Source organism: Thermococcus cleftensis, assembly GCF_000265525.1.
Taxonomy (GTDB): Archaea; Methanobacteriota_B; Thermococci; order Thermococcales; family Thermococcaceae; genus Thermococcus; species Thermococcus cleftensis.
Genome location: NC_018015.1, coordinates 57,343 through 69,523, shown reverse-complemented (window position 1 = coordinate 69,523; position 12,181 = coordinate 57,343). Strand labels below are relative to the sequence as shown.

Here is a 12,181-nt window from a genome sequence, read left to right as displayed (position 1 = left end):
ACCAGGTACAGACTTTTGTAGTACACTTTTCTGTACTCAACTAGCGCGATAGGTATATAAAAGTTTATCGGTTTGAAGTGCCAAAACGGCCACGCCGAACAAAACTCCGCATAACAAGAAAGTGGAGAAAGACTGACCTCCTCCCAGTCCTGAAGGCCAGGACCCGCTAAAAGAAAAGCCTCATTCTCCAGCCAGCTCGGCCTCTATCGTCCTTATCTCCTCATCGAGTATGTCGCGTATCCTCTTGAGAAGCTCCAGGTAGGTTTTAACGGTCTCCCTGTCCATCGGTCTCTTAAGCTCCATCTCTTCGAGCTTTTTCTTCAGAGCCTCGTGGTAGTTCACGGACGTGTAAAGAACCCTCAGGGCGAGGTCGTTTGAGGTTCTCAGATAGTCCCACCCCTTCTCGGTGAGGCTGTACTTAACGCGCCTGACCCTCCCCCTGTACTCCTCCCTCGGCTCCAGAAGTCCCTCCTCCACCATCTTGTTGAGGATTGTGTACAGGTTGCTGTGGCTCGGCTTCCAGAGCCCAATAGCGAGTTTTTCCAGCTCCTTCAGTATTTCGTAGCCATGTGCCTCTCCCTTCAGGCCGACGATGACGAGTATGATGTCCTTCAGCGGAACCGTGAAGAGCCCCTTGATTATCCTCCGCTCCACATCTTCCCCCATCTTCACCACCTATGGTCGAAGGTTGAACCACAACCCTTATAAACGCTTCTCTCAACGACATGTCGAATTTCAACATGTTTAAATTCGTCATGTTGATAAGCGACAATGGTGGTGGGTATGGCTTGGAACGACTGGATCGTTAAGCACGCAAAGGCCATCGTGGCCCTCTGGATTATCGTGGTTATAGCGGCGATGCCGCTGGCTGCAAAGCTGAACGACCTCACCAACTACAGTATGGACCAGTTCCTTCCGAAGGACGTGGAGTCCGTCAAGGTTCAGGACACCCTGGCCAAGGAGTTTCCGGAGTTCGCGACCAGCGACAACCAGACGTACATGATAGTGAGCGGCGTGAACGTGAACGACCCGGCAACGAGAGAAGCCTACGAGCGCTTCAAAGCAGAAGCAAAGCCCTACGGGAGCAACTTTACGTCCTACTACGATGCCGTTGACCTGCTCCACAACAAGTCCTATGAGATAGCTCTGAACCTCACCAGAACGACCGCCAACCTGACCGGAATCTTTTACAGCTCGGCCATCAACGCGAGCAACGCCTACGGAGCCCTTCTCACCCAGATTGAAAATCTGAGCAGTCAGGTCAGGACACTCAACGAGACCGTTCCGGAGCTGGCTAGGGCCTACATGGGCCTTGAGGCGAACCTCAGCCTTCTCTACAACCAGAGCCTGATCCTCAGGAAGGCGCTCAACCAGACGGATCTGGCCTACGTTGAGCTCCACCGGAACCTCACCAAAGCGAGTGAACAGCTCAAAGCCCTCAACTCTACGATAGCTGATCTTAACGCTGACCTCTACAACCTGAGCGATAGCTACGCGGGAACATACCTCGGAACGATAGGGGCCTACGACGCCCTCGTCCAGGCTGGAGCCTACGAGAGGGGCCTCGATGAGGCAACGGCACAGGCAATAGCTACTCAGCTCGGCGTTCCGGTTGAGTTCGTCTACGCGGTCTACAACGCCACCTACCCAGCCTACTCGGCATATGGAGCAAGTGCGATAACCGACGGCTTCCTTGCCAACGTCACTAGGGAAATCGTCCTGAGCCAGATAAGCGACCCGATGCAGAGGAACCTCGCGGAGGCATACTCGGTTGCCTTCTACAGGGGAGTTGTGGCGTTCGATGAGCAGGCGGGCAGTGATTACGCCCTCATTCAGCTCGGCGAGAGCGCGGTTAGGCCCGTTGATGAGATAGCAGGTGAGGCCCTCAAAAACCTCCCGCTCGTCATCGAGGAAGCGGGTGGGAGCTACGAAGTCCCGGGCTTCGGTGAGGTTCCCGCCAGCACGCTGGCCCACATCGTCAACGTATCGATAGGCCTTGGAAATAACCCGGGCGCTTCAGCTGTCGAGAGCGCGGCAATCGAGGTCGTGAAGGCCCTCATGACTGGAAGCCCTCTCCTCGAAATGCCCAACGCCGACGAGATACTGAGAACCCTCCTCGTTTACGGCCCGACGAAGGAGCTTGAGACTAACCTGCTCACCGGTGCGCTTGAGGAGAAACTGCCCGGGGAGCAGAGGCCTCTGGCGGAGCCGATAGCCAAAACGGTTGTAAGCTTTGACGCCAACGCGACCGGAGTTCTGGCAAGGAATCCCGCCCTGCTGAAGGAGGCAACAGTATCGTTGCTGGCTGAGATGCTCAAGGGCATGGGCGTTGAGCTCCCGGAGGAGGTTATAATCCAGGTTTACGACTCGAAGGGGAACGTTGAACCGATTGCGAGGGAGCTTTTGATACAGAAGACCGCAGAGCGGGTTGGGAGCGAGGAGGTCGCCGAAACCATCGTTGACACCGTCCTCAAGAACCCTGATGAGCTGGCCAAAGGGGTTGGTGTTAAAGAAGCTGTCAGCAAAATAATCACGAGCCTGGCCGGAAACGCCCCCATAGACCTTAGCAAAGTTGTGGACGGGATTTACGCCGGTAAAAGTCCGGAGGAGATTGCCTACAGCCTGTTTGAGCAGGGGGTTGATGAGAAGCTCGCCAACGTTACCGCTCCCAAGGACGTCAAGGAAACGCTGAGGGAGCTAATGCTGACCGTTGCCAGGGATTACCCGATGAGCGACACCCAGATCGAGGCACTTGTCAAAGAAAAGACAGCAAAGCTCGTCGAGAAGTTCGTGGGGGAGATTGACCTCGGGGTTCCGCTCCACATCAACGCGACCGAGCTTGTGAACATTGCCTTCGAATTCAGGGACGATCCGGATGGGATAACGAAGGAAGAGGTCAAACCAATAGAGGAGCAGATTTACCCGTCCATTTACAGCCTCGCAAAGAGCTACATCGGCATGCTCAAGAGCACGGACAACAGAACCATGCTGATTCTCTTCATTCCAAAGGGCCTTGAAGGGGTCAGCGACCTGGAGAAGCAGAGTAAGGCACAGTACGAGAGCTCGCTGAAGGTTAAGGAAATAGCTGTGAAGGAGTTCGGTGGGCTTTCAAAGGACGTCGAGGCCTACGTAACCGGAACGCCCATTCAGACCTACGAGGCCATTAAATACGGAAAGGAGGACAACGACAAGACCACCAGGTTCAGCGTAGTCGGGGCACTCCTGGTACTCCTGGTCCTTATGGGTGCGGCTCTGCTTGCCACGCTCCTGCCCTTCACCGGCGTCGCCACCGCGACGCTCACGGCGCTGGGGATACTCTACCTGCTCGCGAAGGGCGACTACTTAGACGTCGGGAGCTGGGCCCAGATGCTCACCGTCACGACGGCACTCGGCCTTGGAATAGACTACTCCACCTACTACCTGCACAGGTTCAGGGAGTATCTCGCTGAAGGCTACGACCACAACAAAGCCGCAAGCGAAGCCCTGAAGAGAGCAAAAGATGCCGTCCTCGCGAGTGCCTCAACGGACATCATAGCCTTCGCAAGCTTTATCCTGGCATGGGAGTTCCCGATATTCAAGACCATCGGCATGATAGCACCCCTGGCGGTCATCGTAGTCCTCCTCGCCAGTCTGACCTTCATTCCGGCGATAACCGTCCTCATAGGCGACAAACCGGCATTCTGGTGGCCGAGGCACATCGAACACCACCTCAGCAGGGTGGACCTCCATGAGAGGAGCAGAATCGCGGAGTGGGCCGTCAAGCACGCCAAGGTGGTTGTCCTCGTGGCTCTCCTCGTGGCGGTTCCGGCGGCCTACAACTTCGTCAACTTCAACGGGACCCACGACATAAAGCTCTTCATTCCCAAGGACAGCGAGACCTACAACTTCCTCCAGCTCAGCGAGAGCACGGTCGGTGCGGGCGTTACCTCGCCGACCTACGTGGTTATAGACCTCGGCCACCCATTGAGCGATGAGGACATCAAGACCATCAACGAGCTCGTGGGGAGGATTTCAAAGGTGGAAGGCGTTGAGTACGTCTACACCGTGACCCAGCCCTACGGAAGGCCGGTGAGCGTCAGCGTGAAGGAACTGAAGAGCATCGGCGGCGACCGCTACCTGTCCAGAGATGGCACCAAGGTACTGATTCAGGTAACAGGGAAGTACGAGGCCACCGACGACCGCTCCAAGGACATGGTGAGGGAGATAAGGGATATAGTGAAAGAAGAAGAGAAGTCGGGAGCGATAAAGTCCGGAATGGTTGGCGGAAGCACTGCACTGGCGCTCGACCTCAGCGACCTCATCAACGACGTCTTCTGGCACAGAATATTCCCGGTGGCGCTCCTGTTGATGTTCCTGTCCCTCATACCGACACTCAAGGGACTGCCCGCGGTCATAACCACCATAGGCACCATAGCCGTCGGAGTGCTCCTCAGCATAACGGTCTCCAGCTGGCTCTTCGAGAGGGTCTTCGGCCAGCAGGTCATGTGGTTCCTGCCCATGATGGTCTTCATAGTGCTCATGGGAGTCGGCATAGACTACAACAGCTTCTACCTGGTCAAAGCCAGGGACGAGTTCGAGCGCAGGAGCGCGAGGGACGCGCTGGTGGTCGCGGCAGGAACGATGGACACCCTCGTCGTCGGCCTCGCCGCTGTGCTGGCGGTAACCTACGGCTCGCTGATGACGGGAGCGACGTGGGGAATAAGGGAGATAGGCTTCGCCCTGGCCGTTGGTGTCCTGCTGACCGCCACGGCGGCGGTCTACTTCATCGGCCCGGCCACGATGGCTCTCTTCGGTGAAAAGGCCTGGTGGCCCCTGCACAAGACAAAGAAGGAGTGAGCCTCAACCCCCGTTTTTATTTTTCAAGTTCTGCCCCGACCCCTTTTCATTTTTCTACTCGACAGGCTTTTAAACGCTGAACCCCAGGTTTAAGCATGAACATCGCCGAGATGCTCGCCCTCATAGCGGTCGGCTACGTCCTCAAGAGGCTGATTAAATCGGAGAAGCCCTTTGACTACCTACGTATTCTGGTGAACGACTTTCTCCTCGCCCTGTTCATCTTCGGGAACGTGGCGAGCAAGGATCTAGCATACCTCCTGAGCATAAAGACGGTCTTCCTCTACGTCTTCCTGATAATCGCGATAAGCCTTTCAACCTCCTACCTCTACGGCCGCATCGTCCTTAAAAACGACCCCTGGGCCGGTGCGCTGATGGTTCTCTCGGTCTATCCCAACACCGCCGCCCTCGGCTTCCCGATAGCGAGTTTATTCCTCGACGACATAACGCCCGCGATACTCTACTCGACAACCAACTCGATGATAGTTATCCCGATCGTCACCTTCATAGCGGCCCACTATTCCAGCGGCGGAGCGAACGTTAAGGAAAGCTTTCTGAAGGCCCTGAAGTTCCCGCCGACAGTGGCGAACCTCCTCGCCCTGGCCCTGATTATAGCGGGCGTTCGGATTCCGAGCCAAATCCTTGAGCCGATAAGAACCGTCGGCTGGCTCAGCATTCCCCTGCTCCTCATATACTTCGGCTCGCGGATAACGCTGAGGAGCTTCGACTGGCGCAGGCTCGCTGAGGTCGGACTCTTCAGAATAGTGATTCCCTTCGCCTTCGTCTTCCTTACCCTCCGCTGGGCGGCGCCGGACGTTTTCTACTCCGTTCTAGTCGAGGCCTCGATGCCGCCGGCGATAGCGGCCAACGCTATCCTCGCTCAGTACAGGCTCAAGGCCGAGGAGGCGATAAGTGTCACCTTCGTGCTGACCATGATGGTGATAGGACTGTTCATGGCTCTCAGCGCATTGGTTGGTTGAAACCGATGCCCTTTTCAACTCCCCGACCTCTCTTTAGACGGTGGTCTAAATGGAGCGAGTGGTCGAGATTCTGAAGGAGATCCTTGAGATACCCTCCCCAACGGGCTACACGAGGGAAGTCCTGGCCCACATAGAGAGGAAGCTCAACGCGGCAGGAATCAGGACGTACTACACCAACAAGGGCGCCCTGATAGCGGGCAACCACCCCGAGCCAAAGCTCGTCGTGGCGGGCCACGTTGATACCCTCGGCGCGATGGTGAAGGGAATCCTGCCCGACGGGCATTTGAGCTTCACGAGGGTGGGCGGACTCCTTCTCCCGACCTTTGAAGGTGAGTACTGCACGATAATCACCCGCTCGGGGAAGAAGTACCGTGGAACGCTCCTCCTCAGGAACCCCAGCGTCCACGTGAACAGGGAAGCCGGAAAGAAGGAGCGCAAGGAGGAGAACATGTACATAAGGCTAGACGAGCTTGTCGAGAAGAAAGAGGGCACTGAAAAACTTGGCATCAGACCGGGCGACTTCATAGCCTTCGACCCGAAGTTCGAGTACGTCAATGGCTTCGTCAAGGCCCACTTCCTCGACGACAAGGCGAGCGTGGCTGTGATGATAGACCTCATGCTTGACCTTGGAGCCGAAACCCTCGAAAGGCTCCCGGTGGCCTTCTTCTTCTCGCCCTACGAGGAGGTCGGCCACGGCGGTTCAGCTGGCTATCCACCCACCACCGAGGAGCTTCTCGTCGTGGACATGGGCGTGGTCGGCGAAGGCGTTTACGGAAAGGAGACGGCCGTTTCCATAGCGGCCAAAGATTCAAGCGGGCCCTACGACTACGAAATGACTACCAGACTTATCGAGCTTGCCGAGGAGAGGGGCATACCGCACGTGGTCGATGTCTTCCCCTACTACGGCTCCGACGGTTCAGCGGCTCTGAGGGCCGGCTGGGACTTCAGGGTTGCATTAATCGGACCCGGGGTTCATGCAAGCCACGGCATGGAGAGGACGCACGTCAAGGGCCTGCTCGCGACGAAGGAGCTGATGAGGGCTTACATCGAGGAGAAGTCTAGGATTTAAGCTACTTCCTAAGCTTCTCAAATTTTCCTTTTAGAGAGGGGATATCTTCCTTCACTGTTTTCCAAAGCACTCGAACGTCAACGCCAAAGTACGCGTGGATAAGCTTGTCACGCATTCGAGCCATTTCCCTCCAAGGAATCTCCGGGTGGAGTCTCTTGAAGTCGTTAGGGATGTTTTTCGACGCTTCGCCAATTATCTCCAGCGCTCTTATCACCGCAAACTGGGTCTTTTTGTCGCAGAGAAAGTCCTCAAAACAGATCTCTCTCGTGAACTCCTCAATCAGCTCGATGGCTTCGGCTATGTCCTCCAAGTAGTCCTTATGAGAGCGTTTCATACATAGACTACCTCCCTGAGAACAGTCTTGGCTATGCCCGACTTGAGGGAGGACTTCATAACGAGGTCAACCCTGAGACCGAGGAGCGCTTCGAGGTACTCCTCAAGCTCTATGAACTTCAGCAGAGAGGGTATCTCTTCAAAATCCACCAAAATATCAACGTCGCTGTCTTCCTTTGCCTCTCCCCGGACGTAGGAGCCAAACACCCCTATTTCCCTTACTCCAAAGCGCTCCCTAAGCTCTTTCTTGTGGGCTGTCAGAATGCTCTCAATTTCTTCAAGGGTCAGCATTGCCATCGTTGGTATTCTTTGCATAAATAAAGAAAAGGTTTTCGCCCATCACAGGATGAACGGCAGGGAAAGGACATACCAGAGCATTATTCTGCGTCCCGCGTATGCTGAGCACTTTCCTCACCCTAGGATTTTTCTGAGGAGCTCTTCGGTTTTCTTCAACTTCCTTGGAGGAACCCGTTTTCTGCCCGAGAGGGACGGCATTCCAATGAGGGGCTTGACCAGTGCATCCGGCTCTATTGTCTCGGCAAGGTGAGCCTCAACTATGAGAAGCCTTGCCGCCCGTCCGTGGGAGTATTCGAAGAGGAAGTCCTCCGTGTTGCCGTAGCGGTTTAAGAGCCTCTTTGCCCTGTAGGGGAGCAGGAGGCGTTCAACGAAACCCTCGGCTTCGTCACCAATGTATTCCCCCAGGTACTCCACCAGCTCCCTGGCCTTTTTCTCGGCCCTCTCCTCTCCGATTTCTCCCTCCATTAGCAGCCCCACGAAGTCCTCGACCTTCCTCCTCGGGGACTCGCGTCTGAAGAGGCCAACCTTCCTGCTCTCGGGTATCTTCTCGATTATCGGCGCGAGCTCGGCCTCAAGCCTCTCGACGAAGTTCCCGTCCTTCATCAAGGCCAGCATCAGCGAAAGCTCCTCAGTCTCTGTCCTTAGATCCTTTGGAACATCGCCGGCCCAAGGAAGCATTTTGGCGGAGCGGTCGAGGATTTCGTCGATTATATTCACTACATCCTTTCCGTCCTCTGGAAGTCCCCTGATGGCGAGGGATTCAAGGGCGCTGAAGAACATCCTCTCTATCCCAGCTCTCCTCCTCAGCTCATCCGCTGAAAGTTCTCCCCTCTCCAACGCATCGATGAGCTTCGCCCACTCGGCGGGAACCGGCGGGAAGTTCTCCTTGGCGTTTTCTATTCCATCGAGGGTTGCCTTTGCCAGTTCGGGGTACCTTTCAAACATCTGTACAAGGCTTATCGTGCCGAACTTCTCGCTCCACTTCTGGGATAGTTCCTCCGGTGTGTGGACCCCCTGGAGCATGTAGTATATTTCCCTGATGGTGTGCTTGCTCTTCATGGCCTTTTCCAACGCCTTTGCCAGTGCAGGGTCCTTCTTCTTGCTTATCTGCCTGAACTCTTCCAGAGCGGCGAGCACCTTTGCCACGGGCTCCACGTGCTCTAATGTGGTCCCCTCTTCCTCCGCCGCCCATTTTATCATCGCCGCCACTGCCTTCGGGTTCTGCTTCCCCAGTATCTCCCTGAGTTTGTCGGATGCCTTCACTACGGGCTTCCCGTTCTCCTCTCCGACTTCTATTAACCCGTTCTTCACCAGCCAAGAGAAGATCTTCGACTTCCTCTCCTCCACGTCCCCCGTTTCCAGTTTTATGTTTATGTCTAGACCATTCAACGTCCTGAATGCTTCCTCCACTTCTGAGGGGATCTTCTGGGTGATGATCTTAGTGGTGGGGGCACCTTTAGCAGGCGGTTGGATCCCCTTTGGTTTTATGTGCTTGTGCAGAACCTGTCGCAGTTCTTCCAAATATTGTAGTGTTTTTTCAGGGTCCTTTGCCTCTTTTTCTATGAACTCTTTCAAATCATCCATCTTTTTCCCGTATGCCAGCCAGATCGTTGCATGGTCTACGTTGTCGGGTCCCCATGCATCCACGAGTTTCGCTGTAACTTGCGCAACTTCTCGTAGCTTTGCCAAATCTTCGTCAGTTATTTTTCTACCAAGTTTTTTCTCAGTATATTTGCTTTTTTTTAGCGTTTCTTCTATGAGGAACCAGTTTATTCCAAGCGGATCGTCGCTGTTGTGGTTCCATGGCTGAAAATTACTATCGGTATCTTCTAGCTGTAATATGGTAATAAAGTCATGCGGCGTTATGCCAAGAATACTTGCTGCTGCTTCGCTGAATATTTTCATCCAGAGAGAGAGCTTTGTGGCTGACGCAAGATCGTGCTTTACTATCGGTTTCGCAATACCTATCCCAGCACCAAAAGATCTCTCTCTCGAGTTTTTCATACTTTTCCAGTGCCTTTTCACCTTCAGGGTGAATATATTCGATTAGTTGCCGCCACATCTTTGCAGTTTTTTCATTATTGTTGAAAAAGCCATTCAGATACCCCCTTTCCAACATATCATTGCCTCTGTGCTTTGTGGCAAGTACTATCATCCCTCACGCCCCCACATCTATTCTGTTGTTGCTAACTGCAACGGACATCGCATCAAAGATGTTGTCTATTTCTACTGTCAAATTTGGCGTTGTTATTGTTCCCGTCTCGGCTATGAGTGCATAGTAGCTAAGGGTTCCGGCAACGGCTCCTGCAGCACCACATACGAAGCTTGCTTTAAACTCCCTCTTTGCTATGTTCCGTAATTCGTCATCCATTCCCTTGAACGCTTTGTTTGCAGCATCGCCTATTTTTTGTCTCTGCAACTTTGTAACTATGTTTTCTATTAATTTCTCTTTTCCAGCCTCTGTTTTTGCCAGTTCTGCGGCATTCCTTATTTTCAACCTGCTTCCAATTTCAACGAGCTTTTCGGCGGATGGAGTTTTGCCGTATGCGGCAAGGAGCCTCAATATATCGTCTGCATCGTCTGTGACGAATGCTCCCGCCGATCGGACTCCTGCAAGCCTTGGGAACTGACTGGCGATCTTTTCAAACTGGTCGGCTGTTTCAGTGTATTTTAGTCCCAGCTTTACGAAGTCGTCAAACTTGGCAGTATCCTTTGACACTGCTTTTACGAGATCTGCACCGCCACGTATCGCACCCCTGAGCCGGGATATCTGAACGGTCGGTAGCACAGCATACTTGGCAGTTATGAGTTCTCCCGTTCCAAGCGTTTGGGCAAGTATGAAGCTTGCCTGCGCTTTTGTTTTACTCTCCGCTATCTGCTGGCTTGCAAACCAACCGCCCAGTGCAGGGGCAAGGGCGCAGAATCCCAAGTCTTTGAGCCATTTGCCGATGGATAGCGCACCACCTATGCCCCCAGTTCCTGCCGTCATTGCGGCATAGCATATGGTTGTCGTCGTTCCACAGGCAGCCGCATATACACCAATGCCTGCTGGGTTTTTCAGCGGGTTCATCATGTTCTGCCAGTGCTCGATATATGCAACCCCATACCCCTGCAGGCCCTCGCACTCGCTTCCCTTGAACTTCACCGTCAGCAGGTATCTCTGGTAGTCGTCGGCAGGGTATGTGCTCTGGACGAGGTTGCGCAGATCGTCACAACCCTTGTCCTGCCAGTCGTCAGCATTCCTTATCCAGACGGGCCAGCCGTTTTCTGAGCAGACCTTCACCGTGTAGTCGGTCTGGCCCTGGCCCTTGAGGTAGCAGTATTTGGAGCCGTCAACGAATGGCTGCCAGCCGGCTACGGGTTCGTTGACCGTGTCTGCCCCCTGGGTGTTCTGCTGTTCGGTCTTCTGGCCGGTGGCAACCTCAAATATCCTTCTGCCAACCTCCTTGGCGAGATCAACCCTGTCGTCGATCTTCGGGTAGTTCGGGGCGGTTACAATGGCAACGAGATCCCCGATAGGCATCACCACCTAACTTCACCCAGGTAGATATCTAAACTTACTCCTCAAAGGATAAAACCCTTTCGCCCCGAAGGAAAGCCATAAATAGCTGCCCCTCGAAGTCTCCACTGGTGTGAGCACGGGTATAAGGGTAACTAAAGAGAACCTGAACCGGAGGGCTCTTCATGAGTACGCAAAGAGGCTCGGCGTTGAAGTCCCGTTCCAAGCGCGACATGGAGGAGAGGCTGGCCTTCATAAGGCTCTACGTTAAATGGCTCAAGGAGAACCCCGATGAGGTCTTCAGCCAGCAGGTGAAGCTGGTAAATTCTTTCCTCAAAGCGGCGAGGGACTTTCCCCTCACGAAGGAGGAGTATCTAAGGCCGAAGGGTGAGCTGGGGAAGTGAGCCACCAAGACCGTGATTCCACCCTTTGAATTTTCCCGTCCTTTAATAGGCGACTGAGAAATCGGGGAAAGCCTTTTTACTCCCCGGCCATCAAACCTGTAATGGGTGAGGGGATGGAGAACGTTGAAGGAAAAATGGGGATGGATCTCGAATGGCGGGTTAGGATGGATAAGCTCAGGGCCGAGGCGAGGGCAAACGTGGACGGGGTCTTGAAGAGGGCCTTCGGCTACCTGAAAACCTCCAAGGGCTGGGAAGAGCTGGAGGCTGAGCTCTATGAGGAGCTTTCTGGTGGATAGCAACGTTTTCATCGAGGCACTCAAAGGGGACGGTGAGGCGGAGGACATACTTTCACGCCTCCTGCGCTCGGACTGGAGGGTCTTCATAAACGACGTTGTCTTCAGCGAGGTTATGTACCACTTCATACGCATAAGGGCTGGTTCATACTGGAGCGCCAAGAAGAACCCTGAAAAAGTTTCCAAGGCCGTGGAGGAGTTCGAGAGGGTCGTGCTCCCCATGCTCGCGATTCCAGATTTCCTTGAAGTGAACTACGACATCTCTACAATAGCCCTCCGCGTATCAAAGACATACGGCCTGCTTCCGAACGATGCACTCATACTCGCAACTGCCGAGTACTACGGCGTTGATACCCTCGTATCCCTCGACCGGGACTTTAAGAGCGCCTGTAGGGGAGAGGGGATTAAGCTGGTGACGTCTATTAAAGAGCTGTAGACAGAAGCAGCCCGAAACGTCTTGTCTCAAGCCCCCG

The 12,181-nt window shown here is 54.3% G+C and carries 11 protein-coding genes; 6 read left to right on the top strand and 5 right to left on the bottom strand.

Features of this window, described 5'->3' with window-relative positions:
* Positions 1-180 precede the first annotated feature (180 nt).
* Positions 181-666: a PadR family transcriptional regulator gene (locus CL1_RS00375; protein ID WP_014787931.1), complete on the bottom strand. Its 486-nt coding sequence runs from the start codon at positions 664-666 to the stop codon at positions 181-183.
* 105 nt (positions 667-771) lie between these two features.
* Here CL1_RS00375 and CL1_RS00370 point away from each other — a divergent pair, with 105 nt between their 5' ends.
* The 3 genes from CL1_RS00370 to CL1_RS00360 all read left to right on the top strand — a co-directional run bounded on the left by CL1_RS00370 (position 772) and on the right by CL1_RS00360 (position 6,882).
* Positions 772-4,836 (top strand): MMPL family transporter, encoded by a 4,065-nt coding sequence (locus CL1_RS00370; protein ID WP_237266256.1) that lies wholly within the window; start codon positions 772-774, stop codon positions 4,834-4,836.
* A 95-nt stretch (positions 4,837-4,931) separates the two neighbouring features.
* Positions 4,932-5,813, top strand: a complete 882-nt coding sequence (locus CL1_RS00365; protein ID WP_014787929.1) for an AEC family transporter — start codon at positions 4,932-4,934, stop codon at positions 5,811-5,813.
* Between the two features lie 49 nt (positions 5,814-5,862).
* On the top strand, positions 5,863-6,882 hold the full coding sequence (locus tag CL1_RS00360; RefSeq protein WP_014787928.1) for a M42 family metallopeptidase: 1,020 nt from the start codon (positions 5,863-5,865) through the stop codon (positions 6,880-6,882).
* A 1-nt stretch (position 6,883) separates the two neighbouring features.
* Here the strand turns inward: CL1_RS00360 and CL1_RS00355 are convergent, their stop codons facing one another.
* The 4 genes from CL1_RS00355 to CL1_RS00335 form a co-directional block, all read right to left on the bottom strand.
* The gene (locus CL1_RS00355; protein WP_014787927.1) at positions 6,884-7,216 is read right to left on the bottom strand and encodes a HepT-like ribonuclease domain-containing protein; all 333 of its coding nucleotides are present in this window, start codon (positions 7,214-7,216) and stop codon (positions 6,884-6,886) included.
* Positions 7,213-7,512, bottom strand: coding sequence for a type VII toxin-antitoxin system antitoxin protein adenylyltransferase MntA (gene mntA / locus CL1_RS00350; protein ID WP_014787926.1), 300 nt, complete (start codon positions 7,510-7,512; stop codon positions 7,213-7,215). The genes CL1_RS00355 and mntA overlap by 4 nt, the downstream gene beginning before the upstream one ends.
* A 114-nt stretch (positions 7,513-7,626) precedes the next feature.
* Entirely contained in the window at positions 7,627-9,537 is a 1,911-nt protein-coding gene (locus CL1_RS00345; protein ID WP_148267252.1) for a hypothetical protein, read from the bottom strand.
* Between the two features lie 133 nt (positions 9,538-9,670).
* On the bottom strand, positions 9,671-11,041 hold the full coding sequence (locus CL1_RS00335) for a hypothetical protein (RefSeq protein ID WP_148267251.1): 1,371 nt from the start codon (positions 11,039-11,041) through the stop codon (positions 9,671-9,673).
* A 155-nt stretch (positions 11,042-11,196) separates the two neighbouring features.
* Here CL1_RS00335 and CL1_RS00330 point away from each other — a divergent pair, with 155 nt between their 5' ends.
* From CL1_RS00330 to CL1_RS00320, 3 genes are all read left to right on the top strand, one after another.
* Complete coding sequence (locus CL1_RS00330; protein WP_014787922.1) at positions 11,197-11,415, top strand: hypothetical protein; 219 nt, start codon at positions 11,197-11,199, stop codon at positions 11,413-11,415.
* A 101-nt stretch (positions 11,416-11,516) separates the two neighbouring features.
* Complete coding sequence (locus tag CL1_RS00325; protein ID WP_148267250.1) at positions 11,517-11,711, top strand: hypothetical protein; 195 nt, start codon at positions 11,517-11,519, stop codon at positions 11,709-11,711.
* Positions 11,704-12,144, top strand: a complete 441-nt coding sequence (locus CL1_RS00320; protein ID WP_237266255.1) for a type II toxin-antitoxin system VapC family toxin — start codon at positions 11,704-11,706, stop codon at positions 12,142-12,144. Before CL1_RS00325 ends, CL1_RS00320 begins: the two co-directional genes overlap by 8 nt.
* Positions 12,145-12,181: the final 37 nt, after the last annotated feature.